Annotated in this window: 17 protein-coding genes; 7 read left to right on the forward strand and 10 right to left on the reverse strand. The window is 62.0% G+C overall.

Going from position 1 to position 19,790, the window contains the following annotated elements; translation table 11 throughout:
- The first annotated feature begins 167 nt into the window (after nucleotides 1–167).
- The 4 genes from NHH73_21135 to NHH73_21150 all read left to right on the forward strand — a co-directional run bounded on the left by NHH73_21135 (nucleotide 168) and on the right by NHH73_21150 (nucleotide 4,840).
- A complete protein-coding gene (locus NHH73_21135) occupies nucleotides 168–1,976 on the forward strand; it encodes an amidohydrolase (protein USX25098.1) in 1,809 nt (602 codons plus the stop codon).
- Complete coding sequence (locus NHH73_21140) at nucleotides 1,976–3,337, forward strand: alginate export family protein (protein ID USX25099.1); 1,362 nt, start codon at nucleotides 1,976–1,978, stop codon at nucleotides 3,335–3,337. Before NHH73_21135 ends, NHH73_21140 begins: the two co-directional genes overlap by 1 nt.
- A 103-nt stretch (nucleotides 3,338–3,440) precedes the next feature.
- Nucleotides 3,441–4,340, forward strand: a complete 900-nt coding sequence (locus tag NHH73_21145; protein ID USX25100.1) for a pirin family protein — start codon at nucleotides 3,441–3,443, stop codon at nucleotides 4,338–4,340.
- A 41-nt stretch (nucleotides 4,341–4,381) separates the two neighbouring features.
- A complete protein-coding gene (locus tag NHH73_21150; protein USX25101.1) occupies nucleotides 4,382–4,840 on the forward strand; it encodes a VOC family protein in 459 nt (152 codons plus the stop codon).
- Nucleotides 4,841–4,867: 27 nt separating this feature from the next.
- Here NHH73_21150 and NHH73_21155 read toward each other — a convergent pair whose 3' ends face one another.
- Nucleotides 4,868–5,878, reverse strand: a complete 1,011-nt coding sequence (locus NHH73_21155; GenBank protein ID USX25102.1) for a zinc-binding dehydrogenase — start codon at nucleotides 5,876–5,878, stop codon at nucleotides 4,868–4,870.
- Nucleotides 5,879–6,085: 207 nt separating this feature from the next.
- Here NHH73_21155 and NHH73_21160 point away from each other — a divergent pair, with 207 nt between their 5' ends.
- The 3 genes from NHH73_21160 to NHH73_21170 all read left to right on the forward strand — a co-directional run bounded on the left by NHH73_21160 (nucleotide 6,086) and on the right by NHH73_21170 (nucleotide 8,276).
- Nucleotides 6,086–6,820, forward strand: coding sequence for a nuclear transport factor 2 family protein (locus tag NHH73_21160; GenBank protein USX25103.1), 735 nt, complete (start codon nucleotides 6,086–6,088; stop codon nucleotides 6,818–6,820).
- Between the two features lie 69 nt (nucleotides 6,821–6,889).
- Nucleotides 6,890–7,450, forward strand: a complete 561-nt coding sequence (locus NHH73_21165) for a response regulator transcription factor (GenBank protein USX25104.1) — start codon at nucleotides 6,890–6,892, stop codon at nucleotides 7,448–7,450.
- Between the two features lie 175 nt (nucleotides 7,451–7,625).
- Nucleotides 7,626–8,276, forward strand: a complete 651-nt coding sequence (locus NHH73_21170; GenBank protein ID USX25105.1) for a hydrolase — start codon at nucleotides 7,626–7,628, stop codon at nucleotides 8,274–8,276.
- 66 nt (nucleotides 8,277–8,342) lie between these two features.
- Here the strand turns inward: NHH73_21170 and NHH73_21175 are convergent, their stop codons facing one another.
- The 9 genes from NHH73_21175 to NHH73_21215 form a co-directional block, all read right to left on the reverse strand.
- Entirely contained in the window at nucleotides 8,343–9,938 is a 1,596-nt protein-coding gene (locus tag NHH73_21175) for an alpha/beta hydrolase (GenBank protein USX25106.1), read from the reverse strand.
- Between the two features lie 197 nt (nucleotides 9,939–10,135).
- A complete protein-coding gene (locus NHH73_21180) occupies nucleotides 10,136–10,810 on the reverse strand; it encodes a response regulator transcription factor (protein ID USX25107.1) in 675 nt (224 codons plus the stop codon).
- A gap of 22 nt (nucleotides 10,811–10,832) precedes the next feature.
- On the reverse strand, nucleotides 10,833–11,837 hold the full coding sequence (locus NHH73_21185; GenBank protein USX25108.1) for an ankyrin repeat domain-containing protein: 1,005 nt from the start codon (nucleotides 11,835–11,837) through the stop codon (nucleotides 10,833–10,835).
- A 15-nt stretch (nucleotides 11,838–11,852) separates the two neighbouring features.
- Entirely contained in the window at nucleotides 11,853–12,857 is a 1,005-nt protein-coding gene (locus NHH73_21190; GenBank protein ID USX25109.1) for an alpha/beta hydrolase, read from the reverse strand.
- Nucleotides 12,858–12,872: 15 nt separating this feature from the next.
- A complete protein-coding gene (locus tag NHH73_21195; protein USX29667.1) occupies nucleotides 12,873–14,648 on the reverse strand; it encodes a monovalent cation:proton antiporter-2 (CPA2) family protein in 1,776 nt (591 codons plus the stop codon).
- A 36-nt stretch (nucleotides 14,649–14,684) separates the two neighbouring features.
- Nucleotides 14,685–16,310, reverse strand: a complete 1,626-nt coding sequence (locus tag NHH73_21200; GenBank protein ID USX25110.1) for an FAD-dependent oxidoreductase — start codon at nucleotides 16,308–16,310, stop codon at nucleotides 14,685–14,687.
- 165 nt (nucleotides 16,311–16,475) lie between these two features.
- Nucleotides 16,476–17,519, reverse strand: coding sequence for an SDR family NAD(P)-dependent oxidoreductase (locus NHH73_21205; protein ID USX25111.1), 1,044 nt, complete (start codon nucleotides 17,517–17,519; stop codon nucleotides 16,476–16,478).
- Nucleotides 17,520–17,719: 200 nt separating this feature from the next.
- Complete coding sequence (locus NHH73_21210; GenBank protein ID USX25112.1) at nucleotides 17,720–19,141, reverse strand: serine hydrolase; 1,422 nt, start codon at nucleotides 19,139–19,141, stop codon at nucleotides 17,720–17,722.
- Nucleotides 19,142–19,290: 149 nt separating this feature from the next.
- A complete protein-coding gene (locus NHH73_21215) occupies nucleotides 19,291–19,773 on the reverse strand; it encodes an acyl-CoA thioesterase (GenBank protein ID USX25113.1) in 483 nt (160 codons plus the stop codon).
- Nucleotides 19,774–19,790: the final 17 nt, after the last annotated feature.

The raw sequence follows: 19,790 nt of genomic DNA on the forward strand, positions 1-19,790 counted from the left end.
CGGAACGCCGGCTACCGTTCCTGCCAAAGCGACACAGTTTCCCGCCCTGGTCGGCTACCAGATTGCATGCCGGCGCGCTACGATGAGTTGCGAGAACGAGACGAAAGCGGCGCGCCACGACATGGCTTCGCAAGGTCCTTTTAAATAAATCGACATGGGGAATGGCAGTGAAATTAATATTAATGATCGGATTGATGACGGTGATCGGCTTCACCAATGCGCATGCGCAAACCGGGCAAGAGGCGTCCGGCGCGGACCTGATTGTGCACAATGCCAAGATCTTCACCGGGAACCGGGCGCAACCAGAGGCGTCGGCCCTGGCGGTCAGGAACGGCCGTATCTATTCCGTCGGCACCGACGCCGAGGTGCTGGGCTTGAAGAGCGCCAACACCCGGGTCATCGATTCCCACGGCCGGCGTCTTATTCCGGGTATCATCGACGCCCACACCCACGTGCTCAACGAGGGTGGCTACAACTACACGCTGCGCTGGGACGGCGTGCCGACGCTGCGCCGCGCCCTGGCCATGCTGGGTGAGCAAGCGAAACGCACACCGGAGGGCCAGTGGGTGAAGGTCGTGGGTGGCTGGTCGCCCTATCAATTCGCAGAAAAGCGCTTCCCCACCATCGACGAACTGCGCAAGGCCGTCCCCAACCGCCCGCTGCTGGTCCAGTACGCCTACAATCACGCCTACATGAATCAGCAGGCGATGGACGCCCTCGGAGTGGGCACCGACAAGTTTCCCAATGTGCCGGGGACGGTGCTGGAGAAGAATGCACAAGGCAAGTACACCGGCGTCGTCCACGGCAACACGTTCCTGTTCCTCTCTATCGAAGCCATGGTTCCCCAACTCTCGTTCGACGAGGGTGTCAGCTCGCTGGTCCAGACGGTCCATAGCCTGAACCGTTTCGGGATCACTTCGATCGTCGATGCTGGCACTGGCAGCCGCGGCTATCCAAAGGCGCTGCCTACCGTGAATGCGCTGGCGCGCGACAACCGGCTCAATATCCGCATGCCCTTCATCGATATTCAGTTCGGCGCCGGCGCCGATTTCAACATGGTCGATGCGCAGATCGCTGCAATCACCAAGACCGCGCCGATCAGCCCGGGGCAAAACCTGTATCCGCAGCTGGCGCACGGCCACGTCTACCAGGGCGCGGGCGAGTTGCTGTCCGCAGAGGTGCACGATCACGAGAATTTCGACCATCCGGCGGTGGTCATCGAACCGGCCAAAATGCGCGAACTGGTCGAACGCGACATCGCCAAGCTGGTCGAGCGGCGCATTCCGTTCCGCGAACACATCAGCTACGACGAGAACATCACGCCTTTCCTCGACGCGCTGGAAAAGCTGAACCAAAAGACGCCACTTGACGGTTTGCGCTGGAGCATCGAACACGCCGAGACCATCAGCTCGGCCAACATCGCCCGGGTAAAGGCGCTGGGCGGCGGCATCGCGCTGGACACCAAGATGGCGCTGCACGGCGAGGCCTTCATCAAGACCTACAGCCGCGACAAGGCATCGCTGACCCCGCGCCTGCGAGAACTGGTCGACAGCGGCATCCCCCTGGCCATGACGACCGACGCCTTCCGGGCGGCGTCGTTCAATCCGTGGGTCGGGATCAGCTGGATGGTATCGGGCAACTCCATCTCCGGCACGCCGCTGCTGGCAAAGAATAACCGCCTGTCGCGCATCGAAGCACTAGGACTGTTCACGCGCGGCGCCGCATGGTTCATGAATGCCGAATCCGAACTGGGCATGATCGCGCCCGGCCAGCTTGCCGACTTCGCCGTGCTCGACCGCGACTACTTTTCGGTGCCGGAGGACCAGATCAAATCCATCGCCTCGGTCCTGACCGTCATGGATGGCCGGGTGGTGTATGGCGCACAGGACTACCAGTCGCTGTCGCCGGTATTGCCGGAAATCCTGCCGGTGTGGTCGCCACTTAAACACTTTGGCGGCTATCCGCAATCGTGGTGATGTCGATTAACACCGGAAAAGCATGGCTCTGCCTGCCTTTGCTGCTGACGGCAACCGCCGCGCTGGCGCAGTTCCGTCCGTTGCGCTACGACGACGATTTCAGTGCGCAGCGCCAGGCATGCGCCGGAGATAACATCGCATGCTGGAAGGACAGGCCGATTGCAGAAGATGTGCGTCTAAGTGTTGGAGGCGATCTGCGCTGGCGATACGAGCATGCCGAAAATCCGCGTTACGGCGCCGATCGGCAGGACAAGTGGGGTGTGCTGATGCAGCGCGCTTCGGTTTTCGCCGACCTGCGATTGGGCGCGCACTGGCGCGGCTTCGCGCAGTTGGCCAGTTCCACTACCAACGGCCGCGCCGGCGGTCCAACGCCGGTGGATGAGGACCGGCTCGATCCGACCAACCTGTTCGTCGAATGGCGTTCGGCCGGTAGTGGAGGCGGCGTCGGCATGCGGGTCGGGGTTCAGGAGCTGCAGTTCGGCTCGGGCCGCGTCATCGACGCACGCGAAGGCCCGAACGTAAGGCGCAGCTTCGACGCGGTCCGCGCCTACGCGAGCGGCGAGCGCTGGCGTGTCGACGCCTTTGCCGGGGCGCCACGGCAGAACCGTCAGGGAAGCTTCGACGACGCCCGCTCCCAGAGCCAGGCATTGCGGGGCGTGTATGCCACCCGCATGGGCGGCGTCACGTCCTGGGACGTCTATCTGCTGCATTCCGAAGACACGGCCGCGCGCTACATTCAGGGCGTGGCGCACGAACGCCGCTGGTCGGCCGGCACCCGTGTCTTCGGCGCCCGCAAGGGATGGGACTGGAACGGCGAGTTTATCTTACAGGGGGGACGCTTCGGTAACGCCGGGATCCACGCCTGGTCGCTTGCCACCGATACCGGCTACACCTTCGACGACGTCGCAGGAAAGCCAAGGGCGGCCCTGTTGCTTGCCATCGCCAGCGGCGACAAGGACCCGCATGACAACCGCCTCGGCACGGCCAATCCCATCTACCCGCGCGGAAATTATTTCGGCGACGAGGCGACGCTCGGGCCGCGAAACTTTTCCAACATCCACCCGGCGCTGAGCATGCGGCCGGTGCCGCAGGTACAGTTGAACGCCAGCCTGGACTTCTTCTGGCGGCAGAGCACGCGCGACGGCGTGTATGCCCCGAACGGCATGTTGATCCGCGCCGCTGGCGAAAGCCGCGCCCGCTATGTGGCAACCATCGCATCGCTGGGCGCCACGTGGACGCTGGCCCCGGCTTGGTCGTCGACAGCGGTGGTTGCCTACGCCAAGCCGGGCGCGTTCCTGCGCGAGACGGGCGCCAGCGATCCGCTGAGCTTTGTCAGCCTCAGCGTGCAATACCGGTTTTAAAAGCGATGCACACCGGCGTCGACCGAACCTGCGCCGCGATGATGGGGCAAGAAAGCCAAACCCTCGACAACCGTAGTCGTACCCACTTTCAATGGAGAACAAAATGAACCCTGTCAGCGAACTTGCCCCGGCGTCGGACGGCCCTCGCCGCGTGACCTATCGCACCCGCGGCCATACGCACGGCCCCATCACCCGCTTGATGAGTCCCTCGGATTTTGGTCGCCAGCTCAAGCCCTTTGTGTTCCTGGATCTGTTCGACCTGGACCTCCACGATCCGCGCGGCGGGCTCACCGTTCATCCGCATACCGGGATCGCGACGATCACCGTGATCGTCGAAGGGAATTTGCGCTTCGACGATGCCATCGACGGCACCGGCCAGCTCGGATTGGGCGGATTTGAATGGATGCGCGCTGGTAACGGGGTGTGGCACGGCAAGGAACTCTCCGGCGGCACCTCGCCAACAGCGAAGGGCTTCCAGCTCTGGCTCGCACTACCATCCGAGCTGGAGCACTCGGACGTCGACAGCCAGTATGTGGAAGCCCAGCACGTTCCGACCGTTGGGCCGGCGCACGTCATCCTCGGCAGCTACGACGGCGCGCGCAGTCCGGCGCGTTCGCCCGATGGCATCACCTACCTGCTGCTGAAACTGTCGGCAGGGACGTCCTGGACATTCTCGCCGCCTGACGCGCAAACGGTCTCCTGGCTGGCGGTCGCCACCGGCGAGCTCGTCGGAGCCACGCCTGCCGACGCGGGAGAAATGCTCATCTTCCAACAATCGCAGCAGCCGATCACCTTAGAGGCGAGCCCGACCAGCGACACCATCTTCGTGATCGGCTCGGCCGCGCCGCACCCGCATTACCTCCACCTGGGCAACTATTCAGTTCATACATCTGCCGATTCCCTGGCCCGGGGCGAGGCAAACATCGAACGCCTGCGCGAACTTCTGGTCGAGGCTGGCGATCGTCGCAATCCAGACGGCAATATTCCGATTTTTCGCGGCTAGTGGGCGTATCCGCAGGCTATCCCACAGCATAGGAGCACACCATGAGCATTGTAAATTTTCCACCCCGCAATCCCTCGGCAGCGCTGGCCACCTTACGCGGAAATCATGTCGGCATGCGCGTCCCGGACTTCGATGCGAGCGTGACTTGGTTCATCGAAAAACTTGATTTCCGCGTGGTTCATATCTGGCCGCACGAGGATTTAAGACTCGCTTACATGGCGCCCGCCGACGACGAGTTCATGATTGAGATCATCGGCGACGGTACGCCGCAGCCAGTGCCGAAGCCGTCATGGAGCGATTTGGACGACAGCCTGCGGCTGGCCGGCTACCACCACACTTGTTTCAACGTAGCGAATGTCGAGGAGACCGCTGCCGAGCTGCGTCGTCGCGGCGTGCGGATTGTCGCCGAGCCGTTCTCGCTGCCGGTGGTCGGTCGCAAACTGGCGTTCTTCGCCGACCCGTTCGGTAACCTGTTCGAGTTGGCAGAAGTCACCGGCTGATTCCGGAGCAATTCAAGCCGGCGCTGTTCAATCAATGCGCAGGACAGCCTTGCCCTTGAACCGGCGCTTCATCAGCGCACGCGCTACCTCGTCAATGTCATGCCAGGATTGTGTTCGATCGATGATCGACGTCAGCAATCCCGTCCGCAGTAGCGAGAGGAGCTGGTCGAGGTGTGGACCAGCGCCGCCGCTCTCGTCGCGGGTAAGCTCTTCGATCAGGAAGAAGCCGTAAAGCGACGTTCCGCCGAAGGCGCCGCCAGAACCCAAACGGAACAACTTCGCATCGAACGTCGTCAGTTCCTCGCCGCCGGCGTCGCCGAACTGCACGCACACGCCGCGGGGGGCCAGGCATTGCAGCAGAGTCCCTAAGAATCGCCCCCCCACCCCATCGAGTATCAAATCGTATGGCCCCCGCCGCAACGCCTCGTCCTCGCCGATAGCGACGCAATCCGCACCCAGGCTGGACAACAACGACGCGTCGGCTTCCTTTCGAACGTAAGCTGTCACGTGGGCGCCGGCCACTGCCGCAAGCTGAATGGCGAACATCCCAACACCGCCAGTGGCCGCCGTCACCAGGACCTTTTGCGCGCGTCCCACGGATTTTTTCGATAAGGCGAGCAGCGCCGTCACGCCCGCGACGGGTAACGTTGCAGCGACTTCGAGGCTGACCTCGTCGGGAACCGCCGCCAGCAAGCGCGGCGCCACAACGACTCGTTCGGCCCAAGCTCCTTCAAATTTCAGGCCTGCCACGCGGTCTCCTTGTGTGAACGGCGATCCCGTCGGGGCGGACTCGACTATCCCGGCGAAGTCCCATCCTGGCCGATAGCCCGCAGGTGCTGCCAGCGCGCCGCGGATCTCGCCATTATTAAGTGAAAAGGCCTTAACGGCGACTGTCACCTCAGAAGACGTCGATTCCGGAGGGTCGCATTCGACAATCGATAGACGTTTCTCGCCGGCTTCCGCCGTTACAGTTACTGCTCGCATTTGCTTCTCCAATGTAAGTTGATAACGCGTAAATACGTCTTCGGGCTTACTCAACAGAATATCATCGCCCCTACGCCGCGGCAGTATCGGCACCCGAGATACTGCTTCGCTCAAAGTGGAACAGATAGTTAATACGGAGTGACATTCGCGTTCCTGATTTCGCCCCACAGCGTGTCTTGAAATGACACTACCGCATCCAGTGATAACTCAGCATAATCAGAATCGACACGATGCCCACCCCACAATTTTATGGAAAAAAACATGCAACCAACGTTAGAGAATTTCCCTGTCGGCATAGAGATCGACGTCACTTACCCAAGCTTTAAAGTCAACATCAAGCTCCTGTCGGTAACGCAACTGGAGTTCCAAATTAAGGAAGGACCGTTTGCCAGAACCGAGGTGGTCGATACACATGTCGTCCCCTTGGGCAACAGTCTTTTCGCGGTCAGCTGGCAAGAGCACGATGGCGCCACGGTGACGAACGTCCAGGACTATGATCGTGGCCTGATCCATTCACACGCGGCCCTGACCAACGGTCAGTTTATGCGGATGACGGGGACATTCGAGGTTATCCGCCCAGCCGATGTCGAGAATGATCATCGCCCCGAGCGCAACAAGGCGCTCGTGCTCGAGGCAATGCTCTCACTCTTCCAGCGACGTGATGCGTCGGCGGTGGATCGCTTCTACGCCCCCCATTACGTGCAGCACAACCCCAACATTGCGCAAGGGCGCGACGCGCTGCGGAAGTTGGTGTCCAATCTGTCGGAGGCGGTCTACTACGAACCCGGCCTCATCGTCGCCGAGGGGGACCTGGTTGCCCTGCACGGACGTATTCGCGGCTGGGCGGAGGAACCGCAAGTGGTGGTCGATTTGTTCCGGATCGAGAACGGAATGCTCGCCGAGCACTGGGACGTGCTGCAGGACGAAGTACCGCTATCGAAGGTCATGGGGGCTGTCTCCATGTTTGATCCAGCGGAAGGCGCGCGCCTCGCCTAATCTCCTGACAGCATGCGAAATACAAGAATTTTGGTGGTCAGCGACCGACCGGTGATGCGGCATGGCCTTGTGAGTATTATCTCCGCAGAACCGGCGATGCATCTCATCGGTGACATTGACAGCGAGAGCGCTTTGCTGGAATTTAACACCCGGTCGCAGCCCCATATCGTTATTATCGATGTCTGCAATCCGGAAACCTTTGCAACTGCGACCTTGAAAAAAATATGTTCGTCCGATACAGCGATGCGAATAATCATATTAACGTCCAGTCAGGATGGAACTTCTATCAAAAAATTCATCGAGGCGGGCGCCTATGCGGTTCTCCTGGTGAATATCTCGACTTCTGAGTTAATTGAAACAATTCGCGCCGTCTCTGCCGGCCAAAGGTGGATCGATCGCAGATTGGTGGAAAATCTGTGTTTTGATCTCGCACCGAAATTGAGCGGCCGGGAAGTCGAGGTGTTAGCGTGCGTGGCGCGGGGCCTTACGAATCAAACCATCGGTGAATTGCTGGGAATTGCAGTAAATACCGTGAAAGTCCATCTGAAAAATCTATTCTGCAAACTCGGTGCCAGCAATAGGACAGACGCCGTGATGATCGCCATCAAACGAGGCTTGCTTGAACTCTGAACCCACGGCCGGGCCTAACCAAAGATACCGTTCCGGACAATGAAGGACACCTCGTCGTGAAATGGGGCTACCGCGCGGTTATTCGCAACAGCATAATTCACTTCGCTAGTGGACATGTTTCAGCGCATGGAGCCTGGCGAAAACTTTCATTCACCCCAGCAGCTTAGGAAAAATAATGACTCTTCGTAACGGCCTTAACTCCCTCCTTCGTCCTGAAGATTCCATCCTCGTGCTGATCGACCACCAGCCATACCAGCTTGCGAACCTCAACAGCCACGAGCCGCAAATGGTAATTAACAATACCGTTGGTCTAGCCAAGGCTGCCAAAGCCTTTAATGTTCCCACCATTCTGACGACGGTGGTCGCAAGCCGGGGTGGACTGTTGTTTCCCCAGGTTACCGATGTCTTCCCGGGCCAGGAAATCATCGACCGTACCTTCATCAATACCTGGCAGGACCCCAACGTCGTGGACGTGGTCAAGGCCACGGGACGCAAACAATTGATCCTCGCTGGTCTGTGGACCGAAGTGTGTGTGGCGATGCCAGCGATCCAGGCCGTCGGCGAAGGCTGGGACGTTACCGTCATCACCGACGCATCCGGCGGCGTCTCTGTCGAGGCACATCAGATTGCCATTCAGCGCATGGTCGCCGCTGGCGTGAACGTGATGACATGGATGGCCCTGGCGGCGGAATGGCAACGCGATTGGGCCCGCGATTCAGCTGGCGCGATCACCGAAGTGCTCAAGCAGCATGGTGGTGGTAGTGGCATCGCCTACATCTGGGAACAGCAACTGCTCAACACGCCAGTTCCAGCCAACGCCGGTTAATTCGCGCAGAGCCGGGAAAAACGCCGGACGGCAGCTGTTCCCGGCTCACCCTGCGCTCGCGCCTGATTACAGCGTACAGCGACGATCAGGGTCGGGAGATTTGAGGTGGATGAGATAGTCGGCGACGATGCCGTCGACACAAGCGTTTCCGCCGATGAGGGCCACGCCATGCTGTTCACCTTCGACGGTGAGCAGACTGGCGCCAAGGGACCTGGCCAAACTGATACCGCCCTCGTGTGGCGTGGCCGGGTCGCGCGTCACCGACACGACCAGCGTTTTGGGCAGACCTTTGATAGCTTGGGCGTAAGGGTAGCCCAGCGTAGGTTTAACGGGCCAGTGTTCGCACAGATCGCGGGCCTGAACCGGCCGCCCGGTGGCCAGGAAAGGGGCGACGTCGAACACGGCGCGCTTGATCGCGCTCTCCTGCGCTGGAGTATGGCGCTCTTCGTCGAGACATTCGATCGCCAGCTGCGCTTCGGAACCATTGCCGTAGCTTCCGTCAGGACTGCGAAATTGGGCCAGGTCGCGCAGAACCATGAGAGTTTTACCGTTTCCGGCCTTTAGGTCGGCAATGCCCCGCACCACCGCCGGCCAGCCCTGCTCGCTATAAAGGGGGAGAACCAAACCGCTCAGCGCTGCGGTATAGGTGAGCTTACGGCCGTCCGCACCGGTGATCGGTTTGTCGATCAGCGGTTGCAGCAGTTGCTGAAAAGCGGCGGTAGCCTGCTTGGGATCGGCGCCAAGGGGACATCCGGGTGTCTTGGCACAGAAAGCGGCCATATTATCGAAACCGTGTTGAAAGCCCGCGAACTGCACAAGCCGGCGCGCGGCGGTGCCGGTGGTGGGGTCGACGGCGCCGTCAAGCACCATGGCCCTGACGTTCTGGGGGAACATTTCCGCGTACACGGCACCGAGCCGCGTACCGTAGCTGCTGCCCGCGAAGGTGAGCTTTTGATCGCCGAGCGCGGCGCGCAGAACGTCCATGTCGCGGACCACGTCACGTGTGCCGACGTGGGCCAGCACGTCCTCGCCGCCCGACCGTTGGGCACACTGCTTGTATAACTGGCGGGTTCCTTCCTCGGTATAGTCCTCGACCCCGGAGTTGAGCGTGGAGAGCGTCGCGCCGGCCTCGCGTTCGGCGTCCGTGAAACAATCCAGCGCCGGTGTCGATGCGCCTACTCCCCGCGGGTCGAACCCGATCAGATCAAACTGCACGGTAATCGGACTATCACCCGATGCGCGGGCCACGGTGGTCGCGTAGCTCATGCCGGAAAAGCCGGGGCCGCCGGGATTAAGCAACAGGGAGCCGAGCCGGATGCCCGGGCCGCCCTTCGCCGTCACCTTTAGCAGTGCGATCCGAGCGCTTCTTCCGCCCGGGTTAGCGTAGTCGAGCGGTACTTCGAGCCGCGCGCACTTGAACTCCTTGTTCGCGAAGGCGATGGCGTCCGCACTGGTGGTGGCGTAACCATCACAAGACCCGAAATCGAGCCGCTGACTGTAGAAGCGCGCCAGCCCTTCTGGAACAGTCCCGGGCTCCTGCGGGCGTTCGGTGTCGGGCGAACCGCCGCAAGCGCCGAGCACTAGCGCCATCGCCGATAGTGACGCCGCTCTGAGTATTTGCGGCTTCACGCGGTAGGTCCGACGGAGACTGAATTCCTTCATTTATATGTCCTTTTCATCCTGAAAATCCGGTACGCGACCTGGCGGTCGCTGGCGAGGGCCTCGCCACGGAACCCAGTAGAACAGTTCGGGATTGCGTCATCATGGCCTGTTCAACCGTGCAGGCCGGAACAACAACACAATATCGAATTGCAGCGGTTGGACGATCACGGGCCACCGCCTAGCGGGCCGACGGACGGCTACCGCCGCGCCTGCAAGAGGTAGCCGACACCCTTGATGGCATGGATCTCGATGTCCGCGCGCGCCGCCGCCAGCTTGCGGCGGAGGCGCGAGATGTGGGAATCGAGCGTATTCGACTTGATGGCATCATCGAATCCGTACACCCTTCGCTCAAGCGACTCGCGCAACACCGTGCGTCCGCGGCGCTCGATGAGCGTCGCCAAAACGCGGAGCTCCCGACGGGCAAGCGTGAGCCGGACGCCGGCGACGCTTGCCTCGTCGTTGGCGATATCGAAGGTGAGCGCGCCAACCTGGATTTCCACAACGCCAAGTTGCGCAGGACGGCGCCGAACCGCCCGGATGCGCGCGAACAGCTCTTCGAGCGCGAATGGCTTGACGAGGTAGTCGTCCGCGCCCTCGTCCAGGCCGATGACGCGATCGGCCACGTCGCCACAGGCGGTCAACACGATCACGGGGAGGCCCGGGATCGCGGCCCGCAAGACCGGCAACAACAACAGTCCGTCGCCATCCGGCAGGTTACGGTCCAGCAGGACCAGGTCATACGCATTCGCGCGGCATGCCTCACGGGCAAATGCCAGCCGGCCGACATGGTCGACAACATATTTTTCGCGCTCGAGCGCGCCGCGCAGCGTGTTGGCAAATACGGCCTCTTCTTCCACCAGCAGAATTCTCATTGGTTCCCGTGGACGTTAACTCTCAACGCGGTAGCAGCGAGGCCGCATGAACGAGGAATCGCGCCAGGTCGTGATATTCATAGCGCTGCGCCAGCGCCAGTGGCGTGAGACCGCTGTCCGACCTCAAATCAAGCGGCGCTCCAGCGTCCACCAGCACATGCGCGGCCTCCAGGTGGCCGTGCCATACCGCGTCGTGCAAAGGCGTGTAGCCGTTGTAGGGGCCCTGCGCATCGAGCTCGGCTTTTGTCGCGCCGCCCTGCGTCAGCACGCGCAACGCGTCGGCATGGCCGAAGTAGCTGGCCTCATGGACTGGCGTGCCGCGCATTGTCCCGGTCACCCGGCGTATGTCCGCGTTGGCATTCAGCAGTAGCCTGACGATTTCCGTCTGTCCTTCGCGCGCCGCCAGCCCCAACGGGGTATAGCCATCGTCCAGGCCGCCTACTGACGGCGCCCGCTCGTTAAGAGTCCTGCCCGCCGCGATTAAACGCATCACCTCGTCTATATTCCCTGTTTTGATCGCGGCGATCCAGGGAAAGGACTTCGTCCGCTCGCCATCCGCAGCGCTGCGAGCTTCGATCAGGTTTGCGATCGCGTCGAGGCCGTCCGATTTTGCCAGGTCCAGTGCCGTCTGCTGCGTATGGCTGCGAATTGCTGTCTTCGCGCCATGCTCCAGCAGCGCGCAAACCGCTTCCTCCTGCTTGTGCAACACCGAGTCCATCAAAGCGGTGTGCCCAAGTATCGGCGACTGTTGATCGATGAAGGCGCCATGCCGGAGCAATAGCGCGATGACATCGGCATTGCCCGATTGTGCCGCTTTATGCAGCGCTGTCGCCCCCATGCGCGGTTCCAGCGCCTGCGCTTCCGCGCCGGCGGTCAGCAATAGTTCCACCATCTGCGACTGGCCAAGCCCGGCGGCAATCATCAGCGGCGTGAGCTGCTGTGCATTGCGCCCGTTGGGATTGGCGCCGGTACGCAGCAGACCGGTTACCGTCGCCAAATTGCCCTCCCGAATTGCAGTTTCCAACATGTTCAAACCTCCGCTTTACTTGGATTCAATCGCTTTTAGGAACTTGATCAGTTCGGCATTGAGCCGATCTGCCGCCTCGTGCTGGATCCAGTGTCCTGCATTGTCCAGGCGGATGATGTCCATCAAGCCTGGCTGGACCTTTCTGGATTCTTCCAGCGTCGGGCCGTCGGGATGAAAGAATCTGCATAAGCCATCAGCTGCACCCCAGATATACAGCGAAGGCTGATGTATCAGCGCGTTCTTGAAAGTGGCGGTCAGGTCGAACGTCTTTTGCACGACACGGTAATAGTTCAGACCCGTGTCGAAACCGCTGTGTTCAAAGGCGCGTATCGTGCGCTGAAGGTAAGTCTGGTCGACCCAGTCCGGCACGGTGGCGGGAGCCGGCCGCAGCATGTGCAATTCAGGATTGACAGGATCCCACCGCTGGCCGGACGGTGGACTGGCGGAAAGCCAGTACAAAATGGCCGGAATCGAAGTCGCGGCGGGTTCGAAGCGTGCGCCCGCGTCCGGCTCGACCATACTTATGGAATAATAACGCCGCTCCAGACCCCGCTGGCGCAACTGGTCCCACAGACTGATCTCGCCGCGCGGCGCGAATGGAATGCTCAGGCTGACGATCGCCCGGAAGCGGTCGGGGCGCATCACGGCGGCACGCTGCGCATAATCCGCACCCCAGTCGTGCCCGACCAGCACGGCTGTTTCCATGCCCAGCGCATCCAGCACCGCGACGAAATCCCCCACCACGTGCAGCGAAGTATAGAGATCGATATCAGCGGGCGCGTAGCTTTTGCCGAAGCCGCGCAGGTCGAGCGCCACCGCGCAATAGCCGGCCGCCGCCACGGCCTGCATTTGACACCGCCAGGTCTCGGCAGTGTCGGGGAATCCGTGGCAAAACAGGACGGCCGGTCCGCGCCCCTGCGTGAGCACGTGGATGATATGGCCATTGGCCGCTATGTCCATGCCTTGCGCGGGAGCGGACGGATGGCTCGCTGAGTCAACCTTGACGATATCATTTTGCATCGTGACACCTGCGATTTATTTAGAATGGGATTTCGGCACCGATGGCTGGTGCAACGGCTCCGGAATGATGGGGAAATGCAGCCGGTCCAGACCCGACATCGGGGTGCCATGCACTTGCTCGGACAGTCGCCCGGCATCGCGTTGACGGATATCGTTAGCAGCCTCCTCCACGCCGGCCTGTGAGTAGCCCAGCGCGCGCAAGCCTTCCGCGCCCATCAGGTAGGCTGATTCGACCGTTTCCCGGATTTGATAATCCACTCCCGCGCGTATCAGTTCGATTGCATGGGCACGATCATAGCTACGCACCAGCAGTCTGGCCTGCGGGAATTCCCGTTGCGCCAGTTGCACGATCTGTAGCGCCGCCGTGGGATCGTCGACGCACACCATAATGGCATCGGCTTCGGCGGCACCGGAGTGCCGCAGCGACGCCAGCCTGGTACCTTCGCCGAAAAATACCTTGAAGCCATAGCGTTCCGCATCACGGATACGCTCGGGATCTTTATCGATGACGGAGAGCTTGACGCCACTGGACAATAAAATCTGGGAAGCGATCTGGCCGAACCTGCCAAAACCGATGACCAGCATCCGTCCGTTCAAATCCCTGGCGCTTTCCACCCCGTCCATCGAGACTTCCTGCCGCAACAAACGGTCTGCGGCGAGCATCAAAATCGGCGAGGCCGCCATCGACAGGATGACCACCGTGGCGAATAGCGCGTTGGTTCTGGCATCGAAAATGCCGGCCGACAGCGCCGCCGAATACAGCACGAAGGCGAATTCTCCGCCTTGCAGGAACATCGACGTGCGATGCAGGGACTGGTGCCGGCCTGCCCCGAACACGCGCGCTATCGCGTACACCCCAACCCCCTTGGCCAGCATGAACGCCAACAGCAGGGACAATAGCAAGGGCCATTCCGCCGCGACAATCGACAAGTCGAGCGACATGCCCACCGCGAGAAAGAACAGTCCCATCAGCAAGCCACGGAAAGGCTCGATATCGCTTTCGATCTGATGCCTGTAGCTGGAATTCGACAGCATGACGCCGGCCAGAAACGCCCCCATCGCCATCGATAAGCCGACCGACTCCATGAGTAGCGCCGCGCAAATCACGACCAGCAAGGCGCCCGCCGTCAACACCTCGCGCGTTCGCGCCTGAGCCAGCAAAGCGAAGAAGGCGTTAAGACCCCAGCGCGACAGCGCCAGCAGCGACAACAGGGCCGCAAGGGCGGCAAACATAGCGGGCCATCCCGCCCGCTCCTGCGCCAGTGGCGACAACAAGGCGACCATGGCCAGGAGCGGCACGATCATCAGATCCTCGAACAGAAGTATCGATACGGCCTTCTGCCCCTCCGTGCTGGAGAGCTCGCCGCGATCCTGTAGCAGCAACATGATGACGGCGGTCGACGACAGAACGAAGCCTGCGCCCGCCACGAAGGCGGCTGGCGCGGCGAAGCCAAAAATGGCATAGGCGGTCAGCGTCAACGTGCCGATGGCCGCAACGACTTGCGCAAGGCCAAGGCCGAAGATCTGGCTGCGCATCGCCCACAGCTTATGCGGACGCAGCTCCAGTCCGATGACGAAGAGAAACATCACCACGCCGAGCTCGGAGATGTGCATGATGGACTGCGCGTTCGCCACCCAACCGAGCGCCGATGGACCGATCAGCATGCCGGCGGCAAAATAGCCGAGTACCGATCCAAGGCCGAGCCGTCGGAATAAGGGCACTGCAATTACCGCCGCCCCCATCAGGACGACCACGGGTCCGAGCGTTTGCCCCAGGCTAGAATCGGCCATCAAGCTACCTTCCTCAATTTACGTACCAATACGTCGTCAGGATGCGCTCAGCGCGCGGTTGAGGTAATCCCAGACACCAGAGATGACCACCGAGCCTTCGCCGACGGACGCGGCGACGCGCTTGGCCGACCCGGCACGCACGTCGCCAACGGCGAACACGCCCGGGCAGGAGGCCGCGTACGGGGAAGCGGCCCGCACCGCCGCGCCGGTCAGCACGAAGCCCTTGTGGTCCAGCTGCACCAGATCGGCAAGCCATGCGGTATTCGGCATGGCGCCGACCATCACGAACATGGCGCAGGTGTCGACTGTCTCGTCGGTAGCGCCGCGACGGATGGTGACCGCTTCCATGCGCTCCTCGCCATGCACGGCCACGACCTGGGCGCCGTAGTCGATGGTGATGGCGGGATCGGCCTCAAGACGGCTGGAAAGGTAGCTGGACATCGAGGCGGCAAGCGAGTTTCCCCGCACCAGCAGCCGGACACGCGCGGCGACGCGGCTGAGGAACATCGCCGCCTGTCCGGCCGAGTTGCCGCCACCGAGGACAATCACCTCCGTGCTGCGGCAGTAGCGCGCCTCGTTCTCGGTGGCGGAATAGTAAATCCCCGCGCCTTCGAATTCGGCAAGGCGTTCGATCGGCAGCCGGCGATATTGCACGCCCGTGGCGATCACCACCGCATTGGACCGGATCCGTTTTCCGTTGTTGAACGTGGCGCAAAAACTGCCGTCTGGCAGTTTCTCCAATGCCTCGACGCGCAGCGGCATCGCGAAGCGCGAGCCGAACTTCATGGCCTGCACCTGGCCGCGCCAGACCAGGTCGGCGCCGGAAATGCCGGTCGGGAAACCCATGTAATTCTCGACCCGGCTGGACGTGCCGGCCTGACCGCCAATGGCGATGTCCTCGACCACCAGCGCGCTCAGTCCCTCCGCGCCGGCGTAGACGGCTGCCGAGACGCCCGCCGGGCCGCCGCCAACGATCAGCACATCGACGGCCTCGTCGTTGATGAGATCCTGATTCAGTCCGATCAACCGCGCAATCTTCTCCGGCGTCGGATCGGCGATGACCATGTCTTTGCCGAAGATCACAGCGGGCCGGGTTGGGTCGGCGCGGGCGCTCAGCGCCACTGCGTGCGCTTCGGCACTGCCCAGCGCGTGGGCAGCATACGGAACGCGATTGCGCGCCGCGAACTCGGCAATGCGTCGGATATCCCGGTGCGATTCCTCGCCGATCAGCACCAAGGAACTGAGTCCGGTCTCCAGCTGCTTGCGGCGCCGCGCGGCAAGCACGGTGATAATAATGTCCGACATCTCGGGCACATGCGCCATCAACGCCAGCATGGCGGCGCGGGGCACCTCGATTACCCTGGTATCGCTGGCAGCGCGAAACGCCATCGACCAGCTGCCGCCCGCGAGGAAGGCGATCTCCGCCATGAACTGCGCCGGTCCGAGGGTCGCGGGGATCAGCCGCTCTCCGGTGAAGGCGTCGACGATCTCGATCTCGCCTTCTTCGACGTAAACAAACGTCTCCACCGGGTCGCCGGGCCTGACCAGCACAGTGCCGGCGAGGTAAAGGACTTCGGTGCCCGCCTTGCGCATCGCGGCAATGTGGGATTCCGCCAACGGTGTCCGCTGCAACGCCAATAAATCCTGCCCAATCTTCTCCACGCTTTGCTCCCGGTCGATGTCGTCCCAACCCGAGAATATGACGCACCAGCTATGAAAGCGCTAGTGCCGCCGCCTGCGATGCTGAGTAACAGTTTGAGCAACGCATGACCTGATTTCTTCTTGGGCACGCCAGGACGAGGAGGAAATCGAGGTGGTCAGCGCAGCTTACTGCCGCTGCGCGGCCTTCTGACGCTCCGCATCTTCGCGCTCCATGCGCGCCCGCACGCCACCATCGACCCCGGTACCGCCTTGCATCGGCTCATACAGCGACCCGGTGGTTGGCGGCTGGGTCGGAGGCGCATGCTCCATCTGCGATGTGTGCGAGATGTTGGCCGACACATGCTCGGTCAGGTCCGGCGCGAGGTGGTGCGACCAAATCGCCGCGCGTGCCTTCCAGCCGGTCGGCACCTCCTCGCTCGGATGCAGGGAAGTGTAGACGATGTACTCGACCACCTTCTCCGGCGGATCCATGGCCGGCTCGCGCGCGGTGCGGCCGGTGTAATTGGCGGCATGCTCGAAGAACGGCGTGTCGGTCGCCCAGGGCATCACGGTCGCCACCTCGATCGGACCGCGCAGGCCGGCAAGGCGCAGTTCCTCGTTGAGGCCACGCCCCAGACTTAGCACCGCCGCCTTGGTCGCCGAATACGAGGCGTGATAGGCCAACGGGACTTCGCTCTCGACCGAGCCGATGTTAATCAGCACACCCGCGCGCTGCTTGCGGAACTGGCGCAGCGCCGCGTGGCTGCCGTAGATCACGCCCTTCAGGTTGACGTCGACCACGCGCGCATGGTCCTCGACGGGAACGGTATCGAAGGCCCCGATCGCGCCGACGGCCGCGTTGTTAATCCAGACGTCGATACGGCCAAAGCGCTGCACGGCGGCACCGGCGAGCCTGCGCACGTCGTCCGGTTTCGAGACGTCGGTGGTGACGACCAGCGCCGTGCCGCCGGCCGCCTGCGCTTGGTTAGCGACCTCGTTCAACACATCGGTGCGACGCGCGGCCAGCACCACATTGGCCTTCATGCCAGCCAACCTGAGCGCGACGCCACGTCCGAAGCCGCTGGATGCGCCCGTGATCACATAGGTTTTGCCGGCGATGTTCTGCTGGTCCGTGACGGACAGGCCGGCGCAGCCGCTCAAGGCGAGGAATGACGACAGTAAAAACAGGCGCAGCGCGGCCCGCTGCAGAGTCTCGTAGAAGGCCATCATTTGAACTCCGAAAAACGACAAACGATGTCGACAATGCTACCCAATACGCCGCAGGTGCTCGTGTTCGATACCTTGCGGAACAAGGCCGTCAAGCGCTCCGGAGTCGGCCGAAGCGCACATTGCATGCGCGATCGATTGCGAATTGGCATGCAGGCACGGCGGTGGGCGCCGCCCGATTCGCGCCCCAGCCACGCCTGGCATCAGGCCTCTGGCGTATCGAGCTTCGCCAGCGCCTGCTTGGCCATGTCGAATGCGGGATCGAGCGCCAGCGACTGCATATAGCTCGCGCGCGCCTTGGCCTTGTCGCCCAGCTGCTCGTATGCCATGCCTTTGCGCCACCAGGCACCAGCGGGAGGCGCCACCTGGACTGCGGCGTCGAAGCGCAGGTAGCGGTCCAGCAGTGCTATCGCCTCGGCGGCTTCATAGCCGCCGTCGATGCGGGTCCTTGCAGCTTGGTACACCGACGGTGCGTGGCTCGGATTGCGGTCATACAGCCTGGCAGCGCCACGCAGGTCGCCGCGCATCACCAGATCGAGCGCTAGCATCATGTCGGAATCGGCCTGCACGGCCAGTTGCACGGGTTTGCCGTACAGGCGTGCCTCGATCTTTTCGGCAACGCCGCTTGCTCCCATGCCCGTGTTGGAAAGGACGATGACCGTATAGCCGCTGCCCTGGTAGCGGCGGAACACCGCGTTGATGCCGGGCGCACCGCCATTATGGCCGATGACGGTGTCGCCGAAAGCGCTCTTGCGCTCCCAGCCGAAGGCATATTCCTTGTCCGGCCCCACAGGGGTCCACATGGCCGCCTTGCTCGCTTCCGACAACAACGCCGTTCCCTTGAGCGCCTGATCGTAGCGCAGCATATCGCGAGTGGTCGTGCGCATGCCGCCATCGGACGACGGCGGCGGTACTGAGTCCACGTTAGCGGTTATGCTGCCGTCGCCGTTGCGGGTATAGCCGATAGAGCGGTTAGGCAGTGGCTCGTCTTCGAGGGTAAGCGAACTGTCAGTCATGCGGGCAGGCTTGAAAATATGATCGCGCAAGTAGTCGCGGTAGGACTGCCCGCTGGCTTTTTCGACGACGGCGCCGAGCAGCACCATGCCCGAATTCGAATACTGAAAACGGCTGCCCGCCGCAAAGCTCGGCGGCTGGTCGTAAATCATAGGCAGGACGGCGTCAATTGTGCGCAGCTTGCCCCTGTTCGCGGCGAAGTCCTTGTGCGCCATGTAGTTGCCGGTGCCGGCGGAGTGGTTCAGCAAGTGAGCGATGGTGATCGTGTCCTTCTCCGCGTAAGGGATATCGGGTAGGAAGCGGGAGATCGGGTCGCTCAGTTTCAGCTTGCCCGCTTCGGCCAGCTGCAAGATGGCCACCGAGGTGAAGGTCTTGCCGATAGAGCCGATGTTAAAGCGCGTGTCGGCGCGGTTTGGCACGTTGGTCTCGCGATTGGCCAACCCCATGGCCGCTTCGTAGACGATTTTGCCGTCATGCGCCACCAGCACCGCGCCGGCGAATATGCCGACCTTACCGTAGCTTTGTACGATGGCATCGAGGTCGCGCTCGATATTGCCCGCCTTTGCAGCGGTACCGAACATCAAGAGACAGGCAAGCAAAACTCGAAACATGTTTTTCTCCGTTATTTAGCCCACCGGGCGTACGTGTAAAACCGATGCTTGGCAACAGGTCATATTCATCGTTCATATGGATGGCTCTGCTTAAGTCGGGCCAACAGACAAAAGATGCTCAGTAAGCGATGCATCGCGCGCTTCGGCTATCAGCCCTTGCGCGCGCCATCGTGCACCATCTGGCGCGACTGTTTGCGCAGCAGCGCCTGCTCCCAGCGCTGCTTCTGTTCTTCCGTCTCCGGCACCAGGGTAGGCACTTCGACCGGCTTGCGGCTGGCATCGACCGCCACCATCGTGAAGTAGCAGCTGTTGGCGTGGCGTACCAGGCGCTGCTGGATGTTTTCCGTCACCACGCGGATGCCGACTTCCATCGAGGTGCGGCCGGTGTAGTTTATCGAGGCCAGGAACGTCACCAGCTCGCCCACGTGGATCGGTTGCAGGAACATCACCTGGTCCACCGACAAGGTCACCACGTAGCTGCCGGAATAACGGCTGGCGCAGGCGTAGGCGACGCTGTCCAGATATTTGAGGATGGTGCCGCCGTGGACGTTGCCGGAGAAGTTGGCCATGTCGGGGGTCATCAGCACGGTCATGCTCAGTTCGTGGGCCGACCACGTCATTGGTTTTTCCATTGTTGCTCCCTGGTTTA

The organism is Oxalobacteraceae bacterium OTU3CINTB1, assembly GCA_024123955.1.
Taxonomy (GTDB): Bacteria; Pseudomonadota; Gammaproteobacteria; order Burkholderiales; family Burkholderiaceae_D; genus Rugamonas.

Coding starts and splice junctions, on each gene's coding strand:
- NHH73_21140 (USX25099.1), top strand. CDS start 1,976: ATGTCGATTAACACCGGAAAAGCATGGCTCTGCCTGCCTTTGCTGCTG.
- NHH73_21145 (USX25100.1), top strand. CDS start 3,441: ATGAACCCTGTCAGCGAACTTGCCCCGGCGTCGGACGGCCCTCGCCGC.
- NHH73_21150 (USX25101.1), top strand. CDS start 4,382: ATGAGCATTGTAAATTTTCCACCCCGCAATCCCTCGGCAGCGCTGGCC.
- NHH73_21160 (USX25103.1), top strand. CDS start 6,086: ATGCAACCAACGTTAGAGAATTTCCCTGTCGGCATAGAGATCGACGTC.
- NHH73_21170 (USX25105.1), top strand. CDS start 7,626: ATGACTCTTCGTAACGGCCTTAACTCCCTCCTTCGTCCTGAAGATTCC.
- NHH73_21175 (USX25106.1), bottom strand. CDS start 9,938: ATGAAGGAATTCAGTCTCCGTCGGACCTACCGCGTGAAGCCGCAAATA.
- NHH73_21180 (USX25107.1), bottom strand. CDS start 10,810: ATGAGAATTCTGCTGGTGGAAGAAGAGGCCGTATTTGCCAACACGCTG.
- NHH73_21185 (USX25108.1), bottom strand. CDS start 11,837: ATGTTGGAAACTGCAATTCGGGAGGGCAATTTGGCGACGGTAACCGGT.
- NHH73_21190 (USX25109.1), bottom strand. CDS start 12,857: ATGCAAAATGATATCGTCAAGGTTGACTCAGCGAGCCATCCGTCCGCT.
- NHH73_21195 (USX29667.1), bottom strand. CDS start 14,648: ATGGCCGATTCTAGCCTGGGGCAAACGCTCGGACCCGTGGTCGTCCTG.
- NHH73_21205 (USX25111.1), bottom strand. CDS start 17,519: ATGATGGCCTTCTACGAGACTCTGCAGCGGGCCGCGCTGCGCCTGTTT.
- NHH73_21210 (USX25112.1), bottom strand. CDS start 19,141: ATGTTTCGAGTTTTGCTTGCCTGTCTCTTGATGTTCGGTACCGCTGCA.
- NHH73_21215 (USX25113.1), bottom strand. CDS start 19,773: ATGGAAAAACCAATGACGTGGTCGGCCCACGAACTGAGCATGACCGTG.